Genomic DNA, 24,140 nt, shown 5'->3' on the forward strand with positions numbered 1-24,140 from the left:
AACGAAGGGGAACGTTCACATGTCCGGCAGATCCAAGCTGGCGACCGTGCTTGCCATTTCGGCACTGGTCGCAGCCCCCACCGCCACCGCGTCCGCCGCAGTTGAACCAGAAGGCCCCGCACTCGCCAAGAAGCTCGCGAAGAAGGTGACCGTCGAGGGCGTCAACCGGCACCTGATCGCCTTCCAGCGCATCGCCGACCGCAACGGCGGCAACCGCGCCGCCCTGACGCCCGGTTACAACGCGAGCGTCGACTACGTGGCGGGCAAGCTCCGCGACGAGGGCTTCATCGTCTCGACGCCGACGTTCACCTACGACATCGACGTCAACGACGCGGAGTCCGCCCGCGTCGACGGCGTGAACTACCAGGCGCTGATCCTGGTCCAGTCACCGCAGACCCCTGTCGGCGGCGTGACGGGCCCGCTGCGCGTGGTCCCCGAAGACACCACCACGGGCTGTGAGGCCAGCGACTTCGCCGGCCAGAACTTCACCGGCTCGGTGGCCCTGATCCGCCGCGGCGGGTGCACGTTCGAGCAGAAGCACCTCAACGCGGCCGCCGCGGGCGCCGTGGCCGTGCTGGTCTCGAACAACGTCGCCGGCCCGCTGTCCAACGTGACGCTGACCAACCCCGGCGTGATCCCGACCGGCGGCATCTCCCAGGCCGACGGCAACACCCTGGCGACCAAGGCCGGTTCCGCGGTCACCGTCGACATGCGCTCGCACACCGAGTCCCGCACCGAACGCAACGTCGTGGCGCAGACTCGTACCGGCCGCACCAACAACGTCGTGATGGCGGGCTCGCACCTCGACAGCGTCGAAGTCGGCCCCGGCATCAACGACAACGGCACCGGCTCCGCGTCGCTGCTCGAGACCGCCCTGCAGCTCGGCTCGCGCCCGAAGGTCGACAACGCCATCCGGTTCGCCTGGTGGGGTGCAGAAGAGCGCGGCCTGATCGGCTCCGAGTACTACGTCCGCTCGCTGACGTTCGAACAGCAGCTGGACATCGCGCTGTACCTGAACTTCGACATGGTCGGCTCCCCGAACGCCGCGTACTTCATCTACGACGGCGACAACTCCGACAACGTCGGCGCGGGCGCCGGCCCGTACGGCTCGGCCCAGATCGAGAAGGCCTTCGCCGACTACTTCGTGGCCAAGGGTGTCCCGACCGAGGGCACCGACTTCTCGGGCCGTTCGGACTACGGCGAGTTCATCGCGCAGGGCATCCCGGCCGGCGGCCTCTTCACCGGCGCCGAGGGCGTCAAGACCGCAGCGCAGGCAGCCAAGTGGGGCGGCACCGCAGGAGTCGCCTACGACCCCTGCTACCACTCGAAGTGCGACAACCTCGGCAACATCGACCGCACGGCCCTGGGCCGCAACGCAGGCGCCATCGCGTTCGTGACCGCGGCCTACGGCGTCTCGACCGAGGACGTCAACGGCGTGCCGCCGCGTTCGAAGCGGGCCGACGCCCGCAAGTCCGCGGCTCTCATGAAGTCCGCCGCGCACGACCACTCGCACGCGGCCGCTTCCTAATAGTTCGCTGCTCGGCAGTTCTCTGCTCGCTGGATTCGGCGGCGGTGCCTTCGGGTGCCGCCGCCGTTTCGTTGGTGCGGCTGGGATCTGGGGTGCGCCCGCGGTGATCGCGTTGCCGCGCGTGCTCACGTCTCGCGGCTGGCGCCGCGATGCGATTGGGGCTTGACTTCGGGGCCCTTTCGAGGCGCTCATCGGCCTTCAAAAGCCGGGCACAAAGAGCCCGGCCGATCCGAACACGGTAGCGCCTCGAACCCAAAGTCAAGCCCCAATCGCGCGGTGGTCACCTTGGGGCCGCTGCCCATCGCGGCCTCGCCACACCTCGTGGCCCTGGCATCACACGACGAAGGCCGGGTCTCCCTCAGGAGGCCCGGCCTTCTCGCGTTCCAGCGGGCGTCAGCCCAGGTTGTTCGTGTCGAACGTGTTGCAGCGCGCCGGATCCCCGGTCTCCAACCCGGTGTTGAACCACTTCTGCCGCTGCGCCGAGCTGCCGTGGCTGAACTTGGTCGTGTCGACCCGCCCGCCGCCGAGCTCGCGCTGGATGAAGTCGTCACCGATGCGCGCCGCCGCGTCGAGGGCCGCGTTCACGTCTTCCTTGGTGATGTTCGAGATGAGGGGCTGGCCGTTGGAGCTCGGCACGGTCGTCGCCGCCTTGGCCCAGGCGCCCGCGTAGCAGTCCGCCTGCAGCTCCAGCCGCACCGAGTCCGAGGTCGGGCCGGTGCGCGAGGTGACCCGGTCGGAGGTGCCGAGCAGGTTCTGCACGTGGTGGCCGTACTCGTGGGCCAGCACGTAGGCCTCCACGAACGGGCCACCGGTCGCGCCGAACTTGGTGCGCAGCTCGTTGAAGAAGTCCAGGTCGATGTACACCTGGGAGTCGGCGGGGCAGTAGAACGGCCCGACCGCGGAGGTGGCGTTGCCGCAGCGGGTGTTCACGCTGTTGCGGAAGAAGTTGGTCTTGGTGACCTGGTACGAGTTGCCGGACCTGGCGAACTGGTCGGTCCAGAACGCCTGGATCGAGTTGATCGTGGCCACGACCCGGCAGTCGCTGTCGCGATTCGCGTCGGCGCCGGTCTTGCACTTCTCGGCCAGCTGGCTGGACTCGACCTGCGTGTTCTGGCCCAGCCCCTCCAGGCCGCCCGCGGGCAGCTGGATGCCGGTGAACTGCTGCACCAGGAAGTAGATGATGAGGCCGACCACGCCGAGGCCACCGCCGACGCCGGCCACTCGGCCACCGACGCCCCGCTGGTCCGAAACCTGGGAAAGATCGAGTTCCGCGCCTTCGTTGAACTGCACCGCAATCCTCCTGCCAAGGACCCCATGGGTGCCGCAAACGATAAAGCACGAAACATGCCTCGGTGCGGAGCCCGACGTCGGGGCACCGCACCGAGGACTTCCCATTTGGTAGTGACGACTACGGCCCACGAGAGTTGGCGTGGCGCTCAACCGGTGACGCCATGAGACGAAACCGATGCCGAGCTCAACAGCGTCGAAGTGCGCCGAGCGACGCCGATGGCGCCTGGGCACCCGAAACCTCGTGTCCGTTGCTACGCAATCGCGACCGGACCGTTCACGTCCGATCCACTCGCGGGGATGCAACAGACCGCGTTTCGCCACAGCGAGGAGATACCTGCACAGCACCACCTACCCCTTCTGGGCGTGGCCTCCGGGTGGTCTAGTTCATTCACCTACCGGTTGCCAGCTCGTTATCGAGCATGCGCTTGATCGTCACATTTCTCAACACCTCACCCGAAACCTGAATTGGTGAAGTCAGACGGGTGACCTGCGGAGATCGACTGTGCAGACAGCAATCGCCCGGCGAGTGAGCACTCGCCGGGCGATTGTCGTAAAACGATCAGGAAACGATCAGGCCTCGAAGAAAAGGCCCTGGTGGTCAGGCCTTGGTGACGCGACGAGCGCCGCGGCGGGCCATCACGCCCGCCGTCATCAGGCCCAGACCCACCAGCAGGAACTCCAGCGGGTCGGCGCCGGTCTTCGACAGGTTCGGGATCGGCGAGGCCAGCTGCTGCGACTGCGAAGCCTTGTTGCCGGTCTGCGGGGTGCCCGCGCCCGAGTCGTCGCCGGTGTTGCCGCCACCGGAGTTGTCACCGTTGTTGCCACCACCGGGGTTGCCGTTGCCGGGGTTCTCGCCCGGCTGCTCCGGCTGGGGCTCCTCGGGCTTCGGGTCCTCCGGCTTGGGGTCTTCCGGCTGGGGCTCCTCGGGCACGTCGGTCTTGCCGCAGTCACCGCTCGCGGTGCCGAGCACGGCCGCGCTGGTGCCGCAGACCGTCACCGGGGCCTCGATGGTGCCGTTGGGCTCCTCCGGCTTGGTCGTGCCGCAGCTGCCGTCGCCACCGCCGGCGACGCCGACCGAGTTGCCGCACACCGTGACCGGCGCGGAGACGAGGGCCTTGTCGGCCTGCAGCCGCGCGGCGGGCTTCTCCTCGCACGTGGCGTCGCTGTTGCCCAGCACGTTGATCGCGTTGCCGCAGACCTTGACCGGGACGCTCACCAGGTTGCCGACGCGGACCTCGTCGTCGATGTTGATCGGCACGGGAATGGCCTGAGCCCACCCGGCGGTCGCGACCAGCAGTCCGCCGGTCAGCAGTGCGGCGGACATGGTCCGGTTGAGGTTCTTGCGCATGACTGTTCTCCCTGGAGTGATTGACCTGTGCGTGGCTGTGGAGACCCGCACGGGGTCAGTCAGGCGAGAACGTCGGCTCCTCCGCGCGCACGATGCGCGGCACGTCTTGCTGTTCTGTGCTGATGAGAGACGTCGTGGTGGTGGGCGGCCGCATCACGTGCGGCAGCGTGCCCACCGGAATCTGGCCACCGCTCGCGCTCGCCCCAGCGCCGCTCTGCGGGAGCGTGCCGGTGATCGGCTGCTCGGCCTGCGGTTGTGGCTGCTGCGGGACGGGCGCGGGGTTGGTGGGCCGCGTCTGAGGTGGTGCGTGCGGTGTGGCCTGCTGCGGCACCTCTGCCTGGACGGGCGTTTCGACGGCCGGCTGAGGCGTCTGCGGCGCTGCAGGAGGCGGAGCGGGAGTTTCGACGCGCGGATCCGGCTTCGGCGGGACGGGCGCTTCCGGCTGCTGCGGGACGAGCCCGGTCTCGACCTTCACTCCGATGTCGACGACGGGGAGCCGCACTTCGACCTTGAGCTGGTCGATCTCGACCTTGACGTCGGCGTTCGCCTCACCTGCGCTGCCCAGCAGCCAGGCGCCGGTCATCAGACCGGCGAGCAGCAGGAGCCGACGCAACCAGGACATCGGCCCTCACCCTAGATCAAATGGAGCAATCCGACACACGAAAAAGGCCATCTCGGCGACTTTTCGTCGCCGAGATGGCCTTCAACCGCGTTCTGCGGTTACGGCAGCTTCGTGATGCGGTCGAGCGCGGGGGGACCCTGGTTCGGGTGCGCCGTCAGGTACGCGGCGAACGCGTCCAGGTCGATGCCACCACCGGTGATGTTCGTGCCCTTGGTGAACTCGCTGAAGCCGTCACCGCCACCCTGCAGGAAGCTGTTGATCGTCACGCGGTAGCTCGCGTTCGGGTCGACAGGGGTTCCGTTGAGCACGATGTCGGAGATCTTCGAGCCGAACGGCGCGGACGCCGACCAGTTGTACTTCAGGCCGGCCGACGGGTGCAGAACGAACGTCCTCGTCGCGCTGAACTGCTGCTCCAGCACGTTCTTGAGCTGCGCACCGGTCAGCGTGATCGTCTGCAGGATGTTGCTGAACGGCTGCACGGTGAACGCGTCGTTGTAGGTGACCACACCGTCGCCCTCGCCCGCGGGGCTGCTGGCGTAGGTGAGGTCGACGCGCACGCCGCCGGGGTTCATCAGGGCGAGCACCGCGCCGTTGCCCGCGGTGGCCGCGAGCTGCGAGTCGGCGATCAGGTTGCCCAGCGGCGACTCGAGGTTGGCGTTCGCCGCCTTGGGGATGTCCTGCTTGATCGTGCCGATCTGCCGGTTCGCGATCGGTGCCGACTTCGTCTTCGCCACGTCGATCACGGACTGGATCAGCGGGTCCGCCGCGACCGTGCGGGTGACGATCTTGTTCTCGGCCTTGGTCTCACCGCGGACGACGTCGCGCGTCCGGCGGTCGATCTTGAGGTCGACGACGCTGAGCTCACGCCCGAACGCCAGGCCCTCGATGAACGGGCGCGGGTTGCCGGCCGGGTCCTTGACCACGCAGTTGTAGTGCTGGTGGCTGTGACCCGAGAAGACCGCGTCGATCTTCGGGCTGACGTTGGTGGCGATGTAGCTGCCGGGGTTCATCGGCGACACGTTGCAGGCGTTGGGCCCGCCACCGGTCGACGTGACCTGGTCGCCCTGGTGCACGAGCAGGACGATCGACTTCACGCCGATCGCGTCGAGGAGGTTGGCGTACTTGTTGGCCGCCTTGACCTCGTCACCGAACTTGACGTCCTTGATGCCGTTCGGGTCGACCAGGATCGGCACGTCCTTGAGCGGCATGCCGATGAACCCGATCGGCACACCGTCGCGGATCTCCACCCAGAACGGCGGCAGCGCGGGCAGCCCGGACTGGGCGTGCGTGACGTTCGCACCGAGGATCGGGAACTTCGCGCCGGGGTAGTTGTCGCGGAACTGGCAACCGTCCACCGGGTGGCAGCCACCGCGCTGCATGCGCAGAAGCTCCTTGTAGCCCTCGTCGAACTCGTGGTTGCCCGCCGCGGTCGTGTCCATGCCGACCTTGTTGAGCACCTCGATCGTCGGCTCGTCGTGGAACAGCGCCGACACCAGCGGCGACCCGCCGATCAGGTCACCCTGCCCGACGACGACGGAGTTCTTGACCTCCTTCTGGAGGTTCTTGATGTGCGTCGCGTTGAAAGCGGCACCACCAGCGTCGACGGTCGTGCCGTCCGGCAGGATGACCCGCCCCGACGACCCGCTGGGCGGCTCGAGGTTGCCGTGCAGGTCGTTGATCCCGATCAGCCGCACGTCAACCGTGCCCCGCCCGCGCAGGGACTGGACATCGGCCTGGGCAGGCCCGGTTGCGCTGATGACAGTGGCCGCGGCGGCGGTGATCGCCAGAACGGAAAGCCGTCTGAACGAACTCATGGGTTAGAAGCCTCTCCAAGGCGTGGTTAACGCGCGTGTACGGCGGAGGAGTCTGCCTCGCCGACGCCCCGTTTTCCAGAGGAATGACTCGATCGTCATGCGCGGGTTTAGCCTTGTTCGCGTGACGTCAAGTGAGCAGGAGCCGCGCTGGCTCGACGACGGCGAGATGCGTGCGTGGCGCACCTACGTGAACGGTTCTTCCATGCTCATGGACCGGCTGCACCGAGAGCTTCAGGACACCCACGGAGTGTCACTGGCGGACTACGAAATCCTGGTCCGCCTCTCCGAGCAACCCAACCAACGCATGCGCATGACCCAACTGGCCGAAGACGTGGCCTCCTCGAAGTCCCGCGTCTCCCACCAGGTGGCCCGAATGGAAAAGGCAGGCCTCGTCCTGCGCCGCGAGTGCACAGAAGACGGCAGAGGCGTCCTGGCCGAACTGACCCAGAAGGGCATGTCCCAACTGGTGAACGCCGCCCCGACCCACCTGGCCGGCGTCCGAGCCCACATCGTCGACCTGATCACCCCCGAGGAAGGCGAAGTCCTGGCCAAGGTGTTCGACCGGGTCATGACACACCTGCGGGAGTCGAACGGCTAGGCTTCTCGGCTGACACCGCCTGGTGTCGGGGAAGCGTGGCAGAGCGGCCGAATGCACCCGCCTTGAAAGCGGGAGACGGGCAACCGTCCGGGGGTTCAAATCCCTCCGCTTCCGCAGCTGACGAAGGCCGGGGCAATGCCCCGGCCTTCTGCATTTCAGCGTCGCGCCACCGCCAGCAACCGATGGCTGCCAATTCCGAACGCACTGCCATCGGTATCACCGAACAGCTCCACCGACGAGAACCCGGCCGCAATCAGCATCCGGCTGAGCTCTCCGGCCGGGTAAACGTGCTGGACGCAGCCAGACCGCTGCACCCGCTCACCATCGGTGAAGGTGAAGTCGATCAGCAGCCGCCCGGTTGCCACGTCGTACGAGTTGGCGGCGATCATGTCGACGCCGCCCGCCGACATCCGGATCTCGCCTGGCAGCGAAGGCAGCAGTACCTCCGCCGCGCAGCCGTAGTCGAGCACCGCTACGGGTGCGGCCGCGGCCAGGTCGGCTAGGAACTGCTCGGATTCCGGATGGGTGAGATAGCCGAAGCTGTTGCCCATGCAGATGGCGATGTCCGCCGTGACGCCGTGCGAGGCGAGGTTGCGGACGTCGTCCAGGCGCCAGTCGACGTCCGAGTTCAACGTGCGGGCGAAAGCGATGGCTTCTGATGAGATGTCGAGACCGATGACCGAATAGCCGCGGCCGACCAGTTCGATGCTGTGTCTGCCGCTGCCGCACGGCGCGTCCAGCACGCGTGAGCCTGTCGTGAAACCGGTTACGAAGTCGATCTCGGCAACGGTCTGCGCGGGCTGGACTGCGCCGCGCCAGAAGGAGTTTGCGAGGTCGGTGAAGAAAGTGGTGTACCACGTCAAGGTGAAGCTCCTGGTGATCGCAACGAAAGGATGCGAGGTATCACCGGGTACTGCGGAGGCACCCGGTGTGTCCGGGGCTGCCCATGGCATCGACCTTGTCTCGTAAGTGCGCCAGAAGGCACCACTAAAGCAGGCCAACGGCCCGAGTTAGAAGCGATTTACGGCGTGACGGAACGTGGGGTTGAGAAGCGGATCATGTTGCCGGACGGGTCGCGGAACGCGCAGTCGCGGACGCCGTAGAACTGGTCGATCGGCTCCTGGAGGACTTCGGCGCCGGCTGCGCGGACCTGTTCGAACTTCGCGTCCACGTCGTCCAGCTCGAAGATGACGCCGTGCAGGGATCCCTTGGCCAGCAACGCGTTCAGCGTCTCGTAGTCGGTCGGTGGGACGGGCGGGCCGACCAGGGACAGGCCGATCTCGATGTCCGGCTGGTCGGCGGGGCCGACGGTCAGCCAGCGGTAGTCCTCCACCGACTCGTCGGTGCGGACCTCGAGGCCCACGACGTCGCGGTAGAACTTCTTGGCGGCGTCCTGGTCGTGGACGAAGAGGAACGTGTGCGAGAGCTTCATGCAGCGAAGCCTAGGAAGGCGGGCGCGGCGCCGCTTCTCGAAACCTGCTCGGTCTCGTCAGGCCCTTCAGGTGGCAGCCCGGTACCGCGGCCAGGCCTGAATGAGGGCGCGAACGATAGGCGGACGGCGTTTCGCCCACCAGTTCGGTGAAGCGGGAGGAGAACGAACCGAGCGAGGTGCAGCCGACCTCCACGCAGACCTCGGTCACGGACAGCTTTCCCAGGCGCAGCAACGCCTTGGCGCGCTCGATGCGCCTGGTCATCAGGTAGCCGTACGGGGTCTCGCCGTAGGCCGCGCGGAACTGGCGCGAGAAGTGCGACGGCGACATCAGGGCGGCGCGGGCCATCGCGGGCACGTCCAGTGGGCTCGCGTATTCGCGGTCCATCAGGTCACGCGCCCTGCGCAGGTGCGCTAGGTCCTCCGGCGTCACGGCGACCAGCATGCCACCAACGGACACAGTCCTCCCCGCGATGCTCACGCTTTTCCAAGACCCTTGGTTGCCCTCGCCAGAAGAAAATCTTGGACCTATTTTCGTGACCGCATCGACACTTCCGCGCGCACGTTGGTTGAGGTACTTTTCGGACGTCTTGCGGACGCGTGCGGGGGCTCTGACGTCGGCAGACACAACGTCGGGGTCTTATTGGGGGATCCGTTGTCAGGTAGTAGCTCGTTCACTGCTGCGCTCAGAATCGGTGCGTTGGTCACCGCTGCTGCGCTCGTGTTCAACTCCGCGGCGTTCGCTCAGGACGACCCGACGAGCGCGCCTCCGGCACCCGCCGAAACAACGGCGACAACAGCGCCGCCGAGCACGGAAGCGTCGGCTACCGAGACGCCGACCACCGCGCCGCCGCCCACCAGCGAGCAGCCGGCACCACCTCCTGCCCCGGCACAGCAGCAGGAGCAGCAGGCGGAGAACAACGTCACCGGTGTCCTTTACGGCGACAAGAACGGCAACGAGAAGCAGGATCCCGGTGAGGCGATCTCCGGCGGCGTGATCAACCTCTACGGCAGCACCCCGCACCGGACGACCAGCGACGCGGACGGCAAGTTCGGGTTCGCCGGGGTCGCGCCGGGCACCTACAACCCGGTCTACGAGCTGCAAGACGGCTGGGTCGTGCACCGCGCCGACATGAACGGCAACATGCTCACGGTCACCGCGAACGCCAAGACCGAGATGGTGGTGCGGGCGGAGCGCCCCTACTCGGAGCAGCTCGCGGTCACCGCGTCGCTCGACCGCGACAGCTACGAGTACCCGGGCAAGGCGAAGATCACGGCGACCTTCACCAACAACTCCACTCGCCGGATCAACCGCATCTCCTCGGAGTGCAACCGCGGGCAGACCCGGCACGCACTCGGTACCAGCCAGGAGTGGTACCTGCAGATGGGCTTCTCGCTCGACCCCGGTCAGCAGCGCAGGATCACGGTCGAGGAGAAGATCCCGCAGGGCGCCCTCACGGCGGGCGTCGTCACGCTCGCCTGTGACTTCGCCCCGAACATCAGCTGGAACACCGACGGGCCGAAGGTGGACCTCCGGGCGCAGGTGGTCGGCGGCATCACGTACTCGATGGTGTTCGGCGAGGACAAGAACGCCAACCAGCGCGTCGACGCCGGTGAGGCCGTCAGCGGTGCGAAGATCCTGCTGCTCGACCTGAAGACCGGCGCCGAGGTCGCCGAACGCACCAGTGGCCAGGACGGCAAGGCCGAGTTCACCGGTCTGAAGGCCGGCGACTACCGGGTCGTGCCCCGCGGGTTGTGGGCGCTCACCGACGACAACCAGGGGCTCGTGCACGTCACCGAACAAGGCGGCACGGCCGAGAAGTTCGTGAAGTACGCGTCGGCCGCATATCTGCGCGCCACGGCGAAGTTCGAGAAGACGCGATACGAGTCGCACGAGCTCGTGCGGGTGGACGTCATCGTGACGAACTCCGGTGGCAAGACCGCCGAACGCCTCCGGATCCAGGACATGTACTCCGACCTCGACATCCCCAGCAGCCAATGGGGTGACGCCAGGTGGGACGGTCCCGGCGTGCGGATTCCCGCCGGCGCGTCCCACACGTTCAACATCACGGCGAAGATCCGCAAGTTCGACAACGGCAAGCTCGACATCTCCGGCATGCTCGAGTACATCGACGTGCCGAACCCCGGCCGCAACACCTACAGCGCCGAGGTCGAGGTCGTGCAGACCACCGGTGACATCAACGGCGTCGTCTACATCGACCGCAACCACAACAAGCAGCAGGATCCCGGCGAGGTAGCTGCGGACGTGCTGGTGGAGGCGAACGGCGGTGTGCCGTACGGGTACGTCAAGACCACGACGGACGCCAACGGTCGTTACTCGTTCAAGAACATCCCGTCCGGCAACTACTACGTCGGTTACACGCTGGCCGGTGGGTGGGTCGTGCACGTCGAGGGCAACCAGGAGATCCGCGTGGTGCCGGGGACGCCCGTGCAGCTCACCGCACGTGCGGAGCGCCCGGCCTCCGAGGCGCTCGTGGCGACGATGGTGCTCGACAAGTCGGTCTACTCGATCGGTGAGGAAGCCGAGATCACCGTCACCCTGTCCAACCGGGCCGGCTACGCGGTCGAGGGCATCCAGGCGGCGTGCAACCGGGTGGGCGACAGCAACCAGCTCGGCCAGTGGCCGATGGTCGAGGGCTGGGGCGATCTTCGAGACAAGGGTGTGACGCTCGGCGCCGGCGAGACGAGGACGTTCGTCATCAAGGAGAAGGTGCCCCAGGGCGCGCGCTGGCAGAACAAGGTGGTCGTGAACTGCGACTTCGGGCCGTGGGCCGGGTGGAACACCGACTTCGTCACCGCCTACGACTGGGCAGCCGTTCCCGGCGGGCTGGGCTCCCTGGCCGGATCGCTCGCGTACGACCGCGACAAGAACCACGAGGTTGACCCCGGCGAGGCCATCCCGAACACCAGGGTCCTGTTGATGACCGACCGCGAATACGGCGCCATGGTCGCCGAGGCGGTCTCGGACGCTGAAGGCAACGTGCGCTTCGACGGTGTCCCGGCGGGCGACTACTGGGTGCAGGTCGACGGTCCGTGGAAGTTCGAGGGTGAGTGGGGCGGCCACGTCGGCGTCGGGGCCGACAGCCTGACGCGCAGCTCGTTCTTCGTGGTGCCCGGTCCGGCTCCCGCGCCGCCGGGCGGTGGCGACAACGGCCACCAGGACGAACAGGGCAATGGCTTCGGCACCGGTGGCGCGCTCGCCAAGACCGGCGCCAGCGTGCTCGGACTAGGCGTGGTCGCGGTGCTTCTCGTGGCATTCGGCTTCGGCGCGCGCATTGCCGGTCGACGCAGGAGCGTTTGACCATCCACCGGCGCAAGCCTGAGACCAGGAGCGTTACACGTTGAGTTTCACCTCACACGCTCCCTCCAAAATGGAGCGTGTGAGGTGGAACCGGCTTCCACAAGAGAGTTCGCTGGGGTAGCTTCACCGCATTCTGCAGGCGCGCGCGGGGGCATGACGTCGGCGGACTCACCACGAGGGATCTATGGGGGATTCCATTGTCCGAAAGATCTGTCAGTCGTGCCCTGCTCAGAATCGGGGCCTTGACCACCGCTGCCGTGCTCGCGTTCGGCGCCGCCACCACCGGGGCGCTCGCGCAGGAGCCGGAAACGCCGACGTCGGCCGTCGAGCCGACGCAGACGACCGAGCCGAGCACGCCGCCGTCGACGTCGACGAGCGAGCCGAGCACGCCGCCGCCGTCGACCTCGCCGAGTGAGCCGGGCACGCCGCCGTCCACCACTCCCGTCGAGCCGTCCACGCCTCCGACCACGGCCCCGTCCACCCCGGAGACGAAGCCGGAGGACGAGAAGAAGGACGAGCAGGCGGCCGTGCCGCCGTTGGTTGCCCTCGCGAACGAGCCACGCGCCGACCTGGCCGTGACCGTGACCCCGGACCGCGCCGAGTACCCGGCGGGTGAGGACCTCGGTCTCACGCTCACCGTGAAGAACAAGGGCGCCGCGCCCGCGCCGAACATCCGGCTCGGCTACGAGAGCACACAGGCGTGGCTCGTCACCGGTGCCGGCGACCTGGGCAGCCGTCCGTCGCTCCTGCCCGGTGCGGAGAAGTCCTTCCGGGTCGTGCTGCGGCCGTCCACCCCGACCACCGATTCGGTGCCCTTCCAGTTCCGCGCGACGATCGACGGCATCGCCGACCCGACGCCCGGTGACAACGGCAGGGACCTGTACCTGCAGATCCGCCAGGTCAAGGGTTCCGCGTCCGGCGTGATCTACGTCGACGCGAACAACAACGGCCGGTTCGACCAGGGTGAGGGCCTCGCGAACTCGTACTTCGTCGCGAGGGGCGGCACGCCGGTCGGCGACGTCTGGGGCCACGGCGACGCCAACGGTGCGTTCAAGGTGTGGAGCGCCATCGCCGGCAAGTACACGATCTCGCAGGTCGGCAACGACCAGCGGGCCGTGAAGCCCGGTCACCGCGAGTTCGTGATCGAGGCGGGCAAGGAAGCGTACTTCGAGGTGCCCGTGGTCGCGCCCGTGCGCGAGACGCTGACGGCGACCATGGCGTTCGACAAGCCGAAGTACCACGCCAGCGAGAAGCCCGGCCTGAACATCACGCTGAAGAACTCCAGCAGCCTGCCGCTCGAACGGATCGTCGCGGTCTGCAACGGCTACGGCCCGGAATACCTCAACAGCGACAACTTCTCGGCGTTGCAGCCGGACGGCCCCGGCGTCACGGTGCCGGCCAACGGTGAGATCACGGTGTTCGTCACCACGGACATGCCGAAGCTGACCAACCCGTGGATCTACGCCAACTGCTTCTTCGGCAACAACGGCCGCAACACCAACGGCGCCGCGTGGTTCGGCAACGTCCGTGCGGACGTGACCGGCGTGAACGGTGCGTTCGAGGGCAAGGTCGTCAACGCCGAGAACGGCGAGCTCCTGCGCAACGCGGTCGTGAACGTGCTCGACCCCGTCACGCGCCGCCCGCTCAAAGACACCATCCTGGTCGACGGCAACGGCACCCTGAGGATCTACAGCCTCAACCCCGGCAAGGTCGTGCTGCAGGTCGCGGGCAAGTGGAAGCCGCAGGACGGCAACGAGTTCGTCGTCGACATCGTCGCCGACCAGACGGTCCAGCGCGACCTCAACGTCGTGCCTAGCGACGTCGACGTGCCCGACGTCAGCCACCGCCCGACCATCATCGTCGCAGCGAGCTTCGACAAGGCCTCGTACGACATCGCCGAGCCGATGCGCGCCACGATCACCGTGAAGAACGTCGGCAGGGGCCACGAGGCCCAGGTCGGCCTGCGCCTCGGTCCGCTGACGCCGGACCTGCGCAACGTGCTCGAGTTCGACCGGTCGCAGTTCGGCGACATGGGCGACGAGAGCAAGAAGGTGTACCTGTGGCCCGGCGAGACCAGGGAGATCACCGTCGTCGGCACCGCGGGCTGGCTGAACGGCGACAACAAGGTCAACCTGCCGGTCCAGGTCTTCACGCCGATCAACTACAACCCCGGCGCCACCAATGCCATCGCGACCACCACCGTCACGTACCTCAGCGGTGACGCGGCGATCGTGCTCTACGCCGACGCGAACAAGAACAAGCAGAAGGACGCGGACGAGAAGCCGTTCCCGAACGTCGAGGTGTCCGTCAGCGGCGGCACCCGGCCTGGTTTCTGGGGCTCCAGCAAGACCGACGAGGCCGGTCGCGCGTCGTTCAAGAACATCCCCGTCGGCGTTTACACCTTCTACGCCTCGTACCCGGACGGCTGGGTGCGGCCCGGCTCCTACACCGACAGGCTGACCGTCAGCGCCAACGCGGAGTCGGTGCTCGAGGTCGGTGCGGAGCGTCCGCTTTCGGACAAGTTCTTCGCGGCCGTCAAGTTCACGAAGGACGTCTACACGGCGGCCGAGAGCTGGGAAGCCGACATCACGCTGGACAACCAGACCGGTGCCGACCTGCCCACCGTGAACGCGTTGTGCAGCGGCCCCGGCGAGCCCGGCGAGATCTCCAACCACGGTCCCGGCTGGGGCGCCCTCGCATGGGACGGCGGCGGCGTGTCCGTGCCGAACGGCGAGAAGCGCACGTTCCGGGTCAACGGGCCGCTGCCGGAGGAGGCCGGGTCGATCGGCTACGCCACCCTCGGTTGCGCCTTCGCCCCCGATTCGTCCGACCCCGGTGCCGCTCGCGCCGGCGACGAGCTGAAGGTGGTCGGCCTGCGCGCCGACGCGCGCGGCAAGCTCGTGACCGACGGCGAGAACTGGACCGAGGTCCCGAAGCCGGACACGACCGTCGTCATCGTCGAGGCCGGCACGAAGAAGGTTGTCGCCCGCACGATCACCGACGCCCAGGGCGGCTTCGGCGTCTCGCAGCTGCCGGTCGGCAAGTACGACGTGGTCGTGCCCGGTCCGTGGAAGGTCGAGATCCGCCGGATGAACCCGTGGTTCCTCGTGCGGGCAGGCGGCGAGCAGTGGGTGCAGGTGTTCAACCTCGTGCCCGGCCCCGAGGTCGAGGACCCGGGCTACCCGCTGCCGGAGGACCAGGAGCCGGCCGTCGTCACGCCGGTCGCGTCCGGTGGTTCCGGCGGCGGTACGGCTGAGGTGCTGGCCAAGACCGGTGCGTCCGTGCTGGGCCTCGGCCTGCTCGGCGCGCTGCTCGTGGCCTTCGGCCTTGGTGCCAGCGTCGTCGGACGTCGCCGCCAGATCGCATAACTGAAGATCCAGACGCAGGCCCGGCACTCACTTCGAGTGCCGGGCCTGTTGTAGTTAGCGACACACTTCGCCGTCCCGAGTGGAGTGTTAGCGTCGCTAACCAGTGGGTACGGGGGTGGACATGACGGTCTGGGAAGCAATCGCGGTGGTGATCGCGGGTGTGTTCGCAGGCGGCATCAACACCGTCGTCGGCAGCGGCACGCTCGTGACGTTCCCCGTGTTGCTGGCCGTCGGCTACCCGCCCGTGGTCGCGAACGTGTCCAACAGCCTCGGCCTGGTGCCCGGCTCGTTGTCCGGCGCCTGGGGCTACCGCGAGGAGCTGAAGGGCCAGAAGGACCGCATCACCCGGTTGCTGCCCGCGTCGATCCTCGGTGGCATCGTCGGCGCGATCCTGCTGGTGACGTTGCCGGACAAGGCGTTCAAGGCGATCGTGCCGGTGCTGATCGTCATCGCGCTGGTGCTCGTCGTCATCCAGCCATGGCTCAACCGCAAGCTCTCACACAAGCGCAGTGACAACGACGGCGGCGTGCTGCTGTGGCTCGGGGTCTTCGCCGCGGGCATCTACGGCGGCTACTTCGGTGCCGCGCAGGGCGTGCTGGTCATGGGGATCATGGGCGTGCTCGTCAACGACCACCTGCAGCGGATGAACGCGCTGAAGAACCTGCTGACCGCGTTCGTGAACCTGGTCGCGGGCGTGCTGTTCATCTTCATCGCCGACGTGGCCTGGCTGGCCGTGCTGCTGCTGGCCGTCGGGTCTGTCGTCGGCGGCCAGATCGGCGCGAAGATCGGCCGCAAACTCCCACCCGCCGTGTTGCGCGGCGTCATCGTGGTGGTGGGAGTCGCGGCGATCGTTCAGCTGCTCACGAAGTAGGTCCTGGAGCAGGTCTCAGGCGGTGAAAGCCCGTGCGGCGGCCAGGAAGGCGTCGTTCTCCTCCGGCTCACCGATCGTCACGCGGGCACCCTCGCCCACGAACGCGCGCACGACGACCTTGTGCGCCAGGCAGTGCTCGTTGAACGCGGCCGTGCGCTCGCCGAGCGGCAGCCACACGAAGTTCGCCTGCGTCTCCGGCACCTCGAAGCCCAGCGAGAGCAGTTCGCCGCGCACCCGGATCCGCTCGGCCACGATCGCACGGCAGCGGACCATCAGCTCGTCCTCGGCGTCCAGCGAGGCCATCGCGGCCACCTGCGCGAGCGCGTTGACGCTGAACGGCACGTAGACCTTCCGCAGTGCCTCGGCGACGTGCGGTTGTGCGACCGCGTAGCCGATCCGCAGGCCCGCCAGGCCGTACGCCTTGGAGAACGTCCGCAGCACCGCCACGTTGTCGCGGCCGGCGGCCCACTGCTGCTTCGCCAGCTCGACGCCGTCCGGGATGTGCGCGTCGTCGACGAACTCCTTGTAGGCCTCGTCGATCACCACGAGCACGTCGCGCGGCACCTTCGCGATGAACGCCTCGATCTCCTCGGTGCGCAGCGCGGTGCCGGTCGGGTTGTTCGGGTTGCAGACGAAGACCATCCGCGTGTTCGGCGTGATCGCCGCGGCCATCGCGTCGAGGTCGTGCACGTGCTCGGCGGTCAACGGCACGCGGATCTGCTTGGCGCCCGCCACGTGCACGACGATCGGGTAGGCCTCGAACGACCGCCAGGCGAACAGCACCTCGTCGTTCTCGGTGCAGGTCGCCTGGACGAGCTGCTGGCACAGGGTCACCGAGCCGCAGCCGAGGGCCAGGTGGTCAGCGGGGACGCCGAGTTTGTCGGCGAGCCTCGCGGTGAGCTCGGTGCAGCCGGAGTCCGGGTACCGGTTGATGGCGGTGGCCGCGTCGGCGATCGCCTTCACGACGCTCGGCAGCGGGCCGGCCGACACCTCGTTGCTCGCGAGCTTGATGGCGCCGGGGATGCTCCTGCCGGGTACGTAGGACGGCAGGGACGCCAGGTCAGCACGGGTTCGCACGGTCATGCACCCGATCCTCGCATTGCTCCGTCCGATTGGTCACGTTGACTGGAGTTCACCCTGGCGTGCGAGGGTTAGACATGACCAGTACCCGCATCGAGACGCTTTCCCTCACCGACGGCCGTGAGCTGCGGGTGACGATCGCCGAACCCGACTCCGCCGTCCGGGGAGGGCTCGTGGTGCTGCACGAGGCTCGCGGCATGACCGCGGGCACGCGGACGCTCGTCAGCAGCCTGGCCGACGAGGGCTGGCTCGCCATCGCACCGCACCTCTACGACGAGGACCGCGTGCACGGCGACGACATCCAGCAACAGATCAGCAAGCTTTCGGGTGACCGCCTTCTGGCTGACACCGACGTCGCGTTCGTCTGGCTGGGCCAGCAGGGCGTCAGCGCTGACCGGATGGGCGTCGTCGGCTTCGACACCGGTGGCACGGTCGCGATGGTGGTAGCCGCGAGCAGGACGATCGGGGCCGCGGTCACGGTGCAGGGGCCCGGAATTCTGGAGCCGCTCTCGGACGGTTTGCCCGCGCTGGTGGACGTCGCAGGCGACCTGACCTGCCCTTGGCTCGGCATCTACCGGGACGACGAGTCGGAAGAAGTGAGCAAGCTTCGTGATGCTGTGATCAGCTCCGAAACCGCGTCAGATGTGGTGCGTTTCGACGTTTCCAGTGACGAAGCATGGTCTCGTGCGCTGAACTGGTTCGACGCTCACATGAGGTAAGAGTCTTTACGGCGGATTGGAACCGAACCGTCGTCCGGGTACATCTAAGGGGTGCTTCGGACGGCTGACTGGGTGTAGCTGTGAGTAACGCCCAGTACTGCAGTGACGAGTTAGCAGTGCAGGGGGTTATGAGGGATGGCTGAAGGCACCGGGACAGGCACCGACACGACTGGCACGGCGACGACAGGGACGGTGCCGCCCGCGGAGACACCGGCGGCGGCGCCAGAGGTGAGTTCGGCGGTCACTGCGCCGATCACCGCTGAGCAGCTCGCCGCGGTGAAACCCGCGCTCCAGCAGCAGATGCTGGTGGACAAGGCGGAGGCGAGCCACGCCGCGGCCAAGCTCGACCAGGCGGCGGACAGCGGCAAGCTGACGCTCGACGTGGACGCGGCGGACGCGTTGATCAAAGCGGTCGATGCCGCCCGGGACCAGGTGATGGACCTGTGGAAGCGCGCGACCGACCAGCTGGCGACGCCGCTGCAACTGGGTGAGAACCCGGTCGCCAAGGCGATCAGCGCGCGGTTCTCCGACCTCGCCGTCGGTGAGGACTCCGGTGCCGCGAAGGCGTTGCTGGACCTCTTCAAGGTGCTGGACGACATCAGCAACGCGCTGAGCCGCAACCGCGACACCATCCGCGATGCCGACGAAGAAGCCGAAAAGTCGATGAAGAACGCCGGGGGGTCCTGGTGAGTCAGGGTTCGCACGACAACAAGGGCAACGGCGACAAGGACAACAAGTCGTCGCACCACGACGACGACAAGTACGACCGCAACGACCTGCACGAGCCGGTCGACTGGATGACGTACACGCACGAGCAGCTCTACAACATGGTGCACACCGGGGTGAACCTCGACGGTGCCCAGGCCGCCGCGACGAACTGGCAGAAGATCGGCGAGGACATCGCCGGCGTGCGGACGAACCTGCTCAAGGCCGTCGAGGACTCGACGACCGGCTGGGACAGCGACTCGGCCAGGCTCGCCCGTGACGGTCTGACCGAGGTCACGAACTGGGTCGACGACACTGCGAACTACGCGCACAAGGTCTCGGCCGCGATCACCACCGAGACCAACAACGTCGAGGCCGCTCGCGCCGCGATGCCGCCGCCTCCCCAGGCCCCCGCGGCGCCGGTGCCGGTCGATCCGCCGTTGCCCAGCACGGTTCTGCGCGCGCAGGACCGGGTGGCGTTCGTGGACCAGGTCGACGCGTTCGGCGTGCAGGGCCTGAAGGATCCGCGCCTGGCGACGATGCCGGGTGAGTTCGCCGGTTTCGAAGCCATCGGCGGCAGCCCGGTCGACGCCCTCGCGGCCAACGACGCCTCGCACCGCCGCGCGGCGGACGTGATGGCGGCGTTCCAGCGCGACTCGGCCGCGGTCGACCAGACCGTGCCCTCGCAGTTCACCCCGCCGGTGAACCCGGTCAACCCGACGCCGCCCGCAGCCGACCTCGGTGGCGCGCGCGGCCCGGCGACCACGCCGGACACCACCACCGCTGGTGGCGCTGGAGCTCCGGTCACGACCAGCACGACCGGCCAGAACCGCGGCACCACCAACGCGTCCTCGCGTGGTGGCAGCGGTTTCGGCGGTGGCCGTGGTGGTGGCGGCGGTGGTTTCGGTGGCGGCATGGGCATGGCTCGTCCCTTCACGTCCAACTCCGGTGGCCAAAGCGGAGGCGGTGGCGGTGCGGGTGGTGCGGGTTCGTCGGGTGGCGCAGCGGGCGTGAACGAGGTGTCGCGCGGAGGTGCGGGTGCCGGCGCGGCCGCTGCCTCGGCGGCGACCGGTGGTCAGACCAAGGCGTTCCAGAACCCGCTCGCGATGGGTGGTGCGCCGATGGCCGGTGCGCCCGCCGCGGGTCAGGGCAACAACGACGAGCGTGAGCACAAGAGCGCGAGCTATCTGGAAGAGGACGACAACGTCTTCGGTCTGGACCGCAAGGCGGCCCCGCCGGTGATCGGTCAGTGAGCGAACGCCAGTTCACGGTGAGCTCGCAGGAGTTCTTCCTGCTCTGGCAAGCCGTGCACGGCGAGGACCGCGTCGTGCCGCTCGGGACGCCCCACGTTGGGGCCACCCGAGCGGCGCGGCAGCGTCTCGTCGAAGCCAGTTCACAGACGCTGCACGCTCGCCGATTAGGCACCGTGCACCGTCCGGACCCGGATCTGCGCGCACTGATCGCCGGTCTCGGCGAGTTCGACCGCGCGCTGGAGATCGCGTACTTCAAGGGCACCGAACTGGCCCGCGGCATCGCCTGCGCGGGCTGGAGCGGTGCCTTCGCCGCGCGCGTGAACAACGACGTGCACCTGTACCCGTTCCGCCCGACGTCGCTGGCCTCGGCCACGGTGTCATCGTTGCCAGGGCTCGCACCGGGCACCGGCCGCGCCGTGAACGTGCGCTGGGACGACTACGTCCGCGCGGGCAAGGCGGGCGAGCAGGACGGCAAGCAGGCGTTCCTGGAGGTGCTGCGCGACGTCGGCATCCGTGAACCCGAGGCACACGCCCTGATGCGCATCGTCACGTCCAGGATCGGCGGCGGCGAACTGGGCCTCACCGCCCGCAACCGCGACGGCGTCCCGCGCCCGACCGGCCGTTCGGTGTCGTGGCTGGACACGCGTGAGGGCCGTTATCTGCTCCGCAAGCAGGACGGCTGGCTCGTGCTGGCCCCCGCCGACGCGTCGCGGTTGACCAGCGCCGTCGACGAACTGCTCGCGGCGGGATAGTTCCACACCGGTGGGCTACGGCAAGTCCGCCAATCACACATGGACGTGCGGTTGTGCCTGAGTTAGACATGGGGCATGACCGACACCGACGTCGAACTGCTGTGGCGCCCCGACCCCACGAGGGACAACGGGATGACCGCCTTTCGGTCGTGGCTAGCCGGCCGCGATCAGAACTTCCCCGACTACGAGTCGCTGTGGGAGTGGTCCGTCTCCGACCTCGAGGGGTTCTGGGGCGCCGTGGCTTCGTACTTCGACGTCCAGTTCCACACGCCCCCTGAGCGGGTGCTGGGTTCCGCGGAGATGCCGGGCGCGCAGTGGTTCCCCGGCGCGACCCTGAACTACGCCGAGCACGCCCTGCGCCGCGGTGCCGACGACGACCTCGCCGTGATCTTCCACCGCGAGGACGGCGTCACCTCCTCGCTGACCTTCGGAGCCCTGCGCTCCCGAGTGGCGGCATTCCGGGCCGCGTTGGCCTCTCTGGGCGTCTCGTCGGGCGACCGGGTGGTGGCACTCGTCCCGAACGCCCCCGAAGCCCTCATCGCCTTCCTGGCGGCCGCCTCGCTGGGCGCCACGTGGTCGTCCTGCTCCCCGGACTTCGGCGCTCGCGCCGTGGCCGACCGCTTCACCCAGATCTCGCCGACGGTCTTCGTCGCGGTCTCCGGTTACGTCTACAACGGACGGTCCTTCGACTGCCGCCCGGTCGTCGAGGAGATCCGCTCGCAGATCCCTTCGCTGCGCGCCACCGTCCTGATCGACTACCTGGACAACGGCTCGTCGTTGCCGGACGCCCTCTCGTTCTCGGAGCTCCTGGCAACGAACGCGGGCGCCGCGCTGGAGTTCACCCCGGTGCCGTTCGACCACCCGCTGTGGGTGCTCTACTCGTCCGGCACCACAGGCCTGCCCAAGGGCATCGTCCAGGGCCACGGCGGCATCGTGCTGGAACACCTGAAGATGCTGGGCCTGCACAGCGACCTGGGCCCCGGCGACCGCTTCTTCTGGTTCACCACCACCGGCTGGATGATGTGGAACTACCTGGTCGGCGCCCTCATGGTCGGCACCACGATCGTCCTGTACGACGGCAGCCCTGCCTATCCGTCGCTGAACACGTTGTGGCACTTGGCCGAACAACACCGCGTCACCTACTTCGGCACCTCGGCCCCGTACGTCCAGTCGTGCCTGAAGGAAGGCCTCGAGCCGTCCGCCCGCTACGACCTGACGGGCCTGCGCGTGGTCGGCTCCACCGGCGCACCCCTCACCCCGGAAGGCTTCCGCTGGATCGCCTCGGCCGTGGGCAAGGACGTCCAGATCGCCTCGGTCTCCGGCGGCACCGACCTCTGCACGGCCTTCGTGGCCGCCTCACCGGACCGCCCGGTGTGGCTCGGCGAACTCTCCTGCCGAGCCCTGGGCGCCGCGGTGTACGCGTTCGACGAGGCGGGATTGGCGCTCGACGACGCCGTGGGCGAACTCGTGATCACCAAGCCGATGCCGTCCATGCCGGTCTTCTTCTGGGGCGACACCGACGGTTCCCGCCTGCGCGACGCCTACTTCGACACCTACCCGGGAATCTGGCGCCACGGCGACTGGATCCGCATCACCCGACGCGGCTCGGCCGTGATCTACGGCCGCTCCGACTCGACCCTGAACCGCGGCGGCGTCCGCATGGGCACCTCCGAGTTCTACCGAGTCGTCGAGTCCATCCCGGGCGTAGTCGACTCGCTGGTGATCGACACGTCGGGCGTGAGCGAGGGCGAGCTGCTCTGCTTCGTCGTCCTGGACGGCGTGGCCCTGCCCGACGTGGAACCGTTGCTGCGCCAGGAATTGCGAACCTCGCTCTCCCCACGCCACGTCCCGAACCGCTTCGTGGCCGTGGCCGAGATCCCGCGCACCCTGAACGGCAAGAAGTGCGAGGTCCCGGTCAAGAAGATCCTCGCCGGCATGGACGTGGATCGTGCCGTGAGCCGAGGCGCACTCCGCAATCCCGAGTCCCTCCAACCGTTCCTGGAACTCGCCTCGGAATGATCTAGGTCACTCCGCGTTGCGTGAACAGGCGTTTAACGCCCCTCTCGATCCTCCTGTACGTGCCCTGACCAGCACGTTCTGGGGTACGAGGGGGGCGTTTTGCAACTCGGTTGGGGACCTGTGTAACCTATGCGTCGTGGCCAAGGATGGTCCCGGGAGGCTTCGCCTAGTCTGGTCTATGGCGCCGCACTGCTAATGCGGTTTGGGGTAACCCCCCATCCCGGGTTCAAATCCCGGAGCCTCCGCAAGGCCGAGCCTCTAGGGGATCGGTTATAATTGAATACTCGCGCTCGTAGCTCAACGGATAGAGCATCTGACTACGGATCAGAAGGTTGCAGGTTCGAATCCTGCCGAGCGCACCAGATCAAGAGCCCCTGCCGGTTGTTCACGGCAGGGGCTCTTTGCGTATTTGTGTCGCCATGTTTCGGCGCTCGCTTGCATGATGACCTCATGGCGCCCTGCTTCGACATCTACGTCCGGCTGCCAGACCTGAACCGGCGCGTGGTGGAGGACTTCCTCGAAAGGCACGTGCTGGCTTGGCGTGAGTCGGCCACGTGGTTCACGGAGGACGCTGCCGCGATCCTGGAAAGAGGTCTCGGTGGTTCCCGATCGGGCGAGGCGTTGTACGCGGGCAGGTCCAAAGGGCTTCGTCCCGCAGATCTGGAGTTCGTGATGCTCGCGTTCCCCCGGGACGGGGGCTTTGTGCTGGGCGTGTCGATCGACGCCGGGATGGACGAGGAAGCTGCTGCCGGGTCGGCCCGCCGGTGGTTGGCAGCCCTGCTGGAGGAAACCGGGGCACAGCAAGGATTTGCCCAGGTGGAGGAGCCGCCACCCGTGACGGACGCCGAGTGGCAAGAGGCCATAGGGAGGGCATCGGCGACATGCAGACGTTGCGCGTGATCAAAGGGGATGCGACGAGCCCCCAGGCCAAGGGGCCGAAGATCGTCGCCCACGTCTGCAACGACCTCGGCGGCTGGGGCAAGGGCTTCGTGCTGGCCGTGTCGAAGCGGTGGCCGGAGCCGGAGAAAGCCTTCCGCGAATGGCATCGCAACCGGGCCGGCAACGACTTCGGGCTGGGCGCCGTCCAGCTGGTGCAGGTGAAGCCGGACATCTGGGTCGCGAACATGGTGGGCCAGAGAGGAACCCGCACCGGCAGCAACGGGCCGCCCGTCAGGTACGAGGCGATCGAGCGTTGCCTGCACGCCGTGGCTGAGCACGCCGAACGGCTCCAGGCGAGCGTGCACATGCCGCGCATCGGGTGTGGGCTCGCAGGTGGGCGGTGGGAACTGATCGAGCCGATCATCGTGGGAGCGCTGACCGATCGAGACATCGCCACCACCGTGTACGACTTCGACTGACGGCAGATCGCCGTGAAAGGCAACGGCGGCGCGCCCTGTCGCGTTAGACCCCGGAGGCTACGTT

The 24,140-nt window shown here is 67.9% G+C and carries 20 protein-coding genes and 3 tRNA genes; 15 read left to right on the top strand and 8 right to left on the bottom strand.

Features of this window, described 5'->3' with window-relative positions; genetic code table 11:
* Positions 1–19: 19 nt before the first annotated feature.
* The gene (locus ACWGE0_RS09615; RefSeq protein WP_452260460.1) at positions 20–1,528 is read left to right on the top strand and encodes a M28 family metallopeptidase; all 1,509 of its coding nucleotides are present in this window, start codon (positions 20–22) and stop codon (positions 1,526–1,528) included.
* 393 nt (positions 1,529–1,921) lie between these two features.
* Here ACWGE0_RS09615 and ypfJ read toward each other — a convergent pair whose 3' ends face one another.
* The 4 genes from ypfJ to ACWGE0_RS09635 form a co-directional block, all read right to left on the bottom strand.
* The gene (ypfJ, locus tag ACWGE0_RS09620) at positions 1,922–2,818 is read right to left on the bottom strand and encodes a KPN_02809 family neutral zinc metallopeptidase (protein WP_452260461.1); all 897 of its coding nucleotides are present in this window, start codon (positions 2,816–2,818) and stop codon (positions 1,922–1,924) included.
* Positions 2,819–3,416: 598 nt separating this feature from the next.
* On the bottom strand, positions 3,417–4,166 hold the full coding sequence (locus tag ACWGE0_RS09625) for a hypothetical protein (RefSeq protein WP_452260462.1): 750 nt from the start codon (positions 4,164–4,166) through the stop codon (positions 3,417–3,419).
* Positions 4,167–4,221: 55 nt separating this feature from the next.
* Positions 4,222–4,788, bottom strand: a complete 567-nt coding sequence (locus ACWGE0_RS09630; protein ID WP_452260463.1) for a hypothetical protein — start codon at positions 4,786–4,788, stop codon at positions 4,222–4,224.
* Between the two features lie 98 nt (positions 4,789–4,886).
* The gene (locus tag ACWGE0_RS09635) at positions 4,887–6,602 is read right to left on the bottom strand and encodes a bifunctional metallophosphatase/5'-nucleotidase (RefSeq protein ID WP_452260464.1); all 1,716 of its coding nucleotides are present in this window, start codon (positions 6,600–6,602) and stop codon (positions 4,887–4,889) included.
* 166 nt (positions 6,603–6,768) lie between these two features.
* Between ACWGE0_RS09635 and ACWGE0_RS09640 the strand changes: the two genes are divergently transcribed.
* Complete coding sequence (locus ACWGE0_RS09640) at positions 6,769–7,200, top strand: MarR family winged helix-turn-helix transcriptional regulator (RefSeq protein ID WP_452260526.1); 432 nt, start codon at positions 6,769–6,771, stop codon at positions 7,198–7,200.
* 29 nt (positions 7,201–7,229) lie between these two features.
* Positions 7,230–7,314 (top strand) — tRNA-Ser (locus ACWGE0_RS09645).
* Between the two features lie 41 nt (positions 7,315–7,355).
* Here ACWGE0_RS09645 and ACWGE0_RS09650 read toward each other — a convergent pair.
* The 3 genes from ACWGE0_RS09650 to ACWGE0_RS09660 form a co-directional block, all read right to left on the bottom strand.
* A complete protein-coding gene (locus tag ACWGE0_RS09650) occupies positions 7,356–8,063 on the bottom strand; it encodes a class I SAM-dependent methyltransferase (RefSeq protein WP_452260465.1) in 708 nt (235 codons plus the stop codon).
* Between the two features lie 158 nt (positions 8,064–8,221).
* On the bottom strand, positions 8,222–8,632 hold the full coding sequence (locus ACWGE0_RS09655) for a VOC family protein (protein ID WP_452260466.1): 411 nt from the start codon (positions 8,630–8,632) through the stop codon (positions 8,222–8,224).
* A gap of 10 nt (positions 8,633–8,642) precedes the next feature.
* Positions 8,643–9,074 carry a helix-turn-helix transcriptional regulator gene (locus tag ACWGE0_RS09660; protein WP_452260527.1) on the bottom strand — a complete coding sequence of 144 codons (432 nt, stop codon included), beginning with the start codon at positions 9,072–9,074 and terminating at the stop codon, positions 8,643–8,645.
* Positions 9,075–9,329: 255 nt separating this feature from the next.
* On the opposite strand from ACWGE0_RS09660, the gene ACWGE0_RS09665 reads away from it, so the two are divergent.
* The 3 genes from ACWGE0_RS09665 (at position 9,330) to ACWGE0_RS09675 (ending at position 16,190) form a co-directional block, all read left to right on the top strand.
* Complete coding sequence (locus ACWGE0_RS09665; RefSeq protein WP_452260467.1) at positions 9,330–11,951, top strand: SdrD B-like domain-containing protein; 2,622 nt, start codon at positions 9,330–9,332, stop codon at positions 11,949–11,951.
* Positions 11,952–12,193: 242 nt separating this feature from the next.
* A complete protein-coding gene (locus ACWGE0_RS09670; protein ID WP_452260468.1) occupies positions 12,194–15,319 on the top strand; it encodes a hypothetical protein in 3,126 nt (1,041 codons plus the stop codon).
* Positions 15,320–15,440: 121 nt separating this feature from the next.
* Complete coding sequence (locus ACWGE0_RS09675; protein ID WP_452260469.1) at positions 15,441–16,190, top strand: sulfite exporter TauE/SafE family protein; 750 nt, start codon at positions 15,441–15,443, stop codon at positions 16,188–16,190.
* A 15-nt stretch (positions 16,191–16,205) separates the two neighbouring features.
* Here ACWGE0_RS09675 and hisC read toward each other — a convergent pair whose 3' ends face one another.
* On the bottom strand, positions 16,206–17,273 hold the full coding sequence (gene hisC / locus ACWGE0_RS09680) for a histidinol-phosphate transaminase (protein ID WP_452260470.1): 1,068 nt from the start codon (positions 17,271–17,273) through the stop codon (positions 16,206–16,208).
* Between the two features lie 74 nt (positions 17,274–17,347).
* On the opposite strand from hisC, the gene ACWGE0_RS09685 reads away from it, so the two are divergent.
* The 9 genes from ACWGE0_RS09685 to ACWGE0_RS09725 all read left to right on the top strand — a co-directional run bounded on the left by ACWGE0_RS09685 (position 17,348) and on the right by ACWGE0_RS09725 (position 24,076).
* On the top strand, positions 17,348–17,989 hold the full coding sequence (locus ACWGE0_RS09685) for a dienelactone hydrolase family protein (protein WP_452260471.1): 642 nt from the start codon (positions 17,348–17,350) through the stop codon (positions 17,987–17,989).
* A gap of 135 nt (positions 17,990–18,124) precedes the next feature.
* Positions 18,125–18,679 (top strand): hypothetical protein, encoded by a 555-nt coding sequence (locus ACWGE0_RS09690; protein ID WP_452260472.1) that lies wholly within the window; start codon positions 18,125–18,127, stop codon positions 18,677–18,679.
* Complete coding sequence (locus ACWGE0_RS09695; protein ID WP_452260473.1) at positions 18,676–19,947, top strand: PPE domain-containing protein; 1,272 nt, start codon at positions 18,676–18,678, stop codon at positions 19,945–19,947. The genes ACWGE0_RS09690 and ACWGE0_RS09695 overlap by 4 nt, the downstream gene beginning before the upstream one ends.
* Positions 19,944–20,699: an ESX secretion-associated protein EspG gene (locus ACWGE0_RS09700; RefSeq protein ID WP_452260474.1), complete on the top strand. Its 756-nt coding sequence runs from the start codon at positions 19,944–19,946 to the stop codon at positions 20,697–20,699. Before ACWGE0_RS09695 ends, ACWGE0_RS09700 begins: the two co-directional genes overlap by 4 nt.
* 75 nt (positions 20,700–20,774) lie before the next feature.
* On the top strand, positions 20,775–22,718 hold the full coding sequence (locus tag ACWGE0_RS09705; protein ID WP_452260475.1) for an acetoacetate--CoA ligase: 1,944 nt from the start codon (positions 20,775–20,777) through the stop codon (positions 22,716–22,718).
* A gap of 155 nt (positions 22,719–22,873) precedes the next feature.
* A tRNA-Ser gene (locus ACWGE0_RS09710) sits at positions 22,874–22,963 on the top strand.
* A 41-nt stretch (positions 22,964–23,004) separates the two neighbouring features.
* A tRNA-Arg gene (locus ACWGE0_RS09715) sits at positions 23,005–23,080 on the top strand.
* 88 nt (positions 23,081–23,168) lie between these two features.
* Complete coding sequence (locus ACWGE0_RS09720) at positions 23,169–23,618, top strand: hypothetical protein (protein ID WP_452260476.1); 450 nt, start codon at positions 23,169–23,171, stop codon at positions 23,616–23,618.
* A complete protein-coding gene (locus tag ACWGE0_RS09725; protein WP_452260477.1) occupies positions 23,567–24,076 on the top strand; it encodes a macro domain-containing protein in 510 nt (169 codons plus the stop codon). Before ACWGE0_RS09720 ends, ACWGE0_RS09725 begins: the two co-directional genes overlap by 52 nt.
* Positions 24,077–24,140 lie beyond the last annotated feature (64 nt).

This window comes from Lentzea sp. NPDC054927, from assembly GCF_053610285.1.

Bases quoted from the DNA above. Each gene is read 5' to 3' on its own strand.
- ACWGE0_RS09675 (WP_452260469.1), top strand. From the start codon at position 15,441: ATGACGGTCTGGGAAGCAATCGCGGTGGTGATCGCGGGTGTGTTCGCA.
- ACWGE0_RS09630 (WP_452260463.1), bottom strand. From the start codon at position 4,788: ATGTCCTGGTTGCGTCGGCTCCTGCTGCTCGCCGGTCTGATGACCGGC.
- hisC (WP_452260470.1), bottom strand. From the start codon at position 17,273: ATGACCGTGCGAACCCGTGCTGACCTGGCGTCCCTGCCGTCCTACGTA.
- ACWGE0_RS09635 (WP_452260464.1), bottom strand. From the start codon at position 6,602: ATGAGTTCGTTCAGACGGCTTTCCGTTCTGGCGATCACCGCCGCCGCG.
- ACWGE0_RS09640 (WP_452260526.1), top strand. From the start codon at position 6,769: ATGCGTGCGTGGCGCACCTACGTGAACGGTTCTTCCATGCTCATGGAC.
- ACWGE0_RS09625 (WP_452260462.1), bottom strand. From the start codon at position 4,166: ATGCGCAAGAACCTCAACCGGACCATGTCCGCCGCACTGCTGACCGGC.
- ACWGE0_RS09720 (WP_452260476.1), top strand. From the start codon at position 23,169: ATGGCGCCCTGCTTCGACATCTACGTCCGGCTGCCAGACCTGAACCGG.
- ACWGE0_RS09705 (WP_452260475.1), top strand. From the start codon at position 20,775: ATGACCGACACCGACGTCGAACTGCTGTGGCGCCCCGACCCCACGAGG.
- ACWGE0_RS09660 (WP_452260527.1), bottom strand. From the start codon at position 9,074: ATGCTGGTCGCCGTGACGCCGGAGGACCTAGCGCACCTGCGCAGGGCG.
- ACWGE0_RS09690 (WP_452260472.1), top strand. From the start codon at position 18,125: ATGGCTGAAGGCACCGGGACAGGCACCGACACGACTGGCACGGCGACG.
- ACWGE0_RS09615 (WP_452260460.1), top strand. From the start codon at position 20: ATGTCCGGCAGATCCAAGCTGGCGACCGTGCTTGCCATTTCGGCACTG.
- ACWGE0_RS09655 (WP_452260466.1), bottom strand. From the start codon at position 8,632: ATGAAGCTCTCGCACACGTTCCTCTTCGTCCACGACCAGGACGCCGCC.
- ACWGE0_RS09685 (WP_452260471.1), top strand. From the start codon at position 17,348: ATGACCAGTACCCGCATCGAGACGCTTTCCCTCACCGACGGCCGTGAG.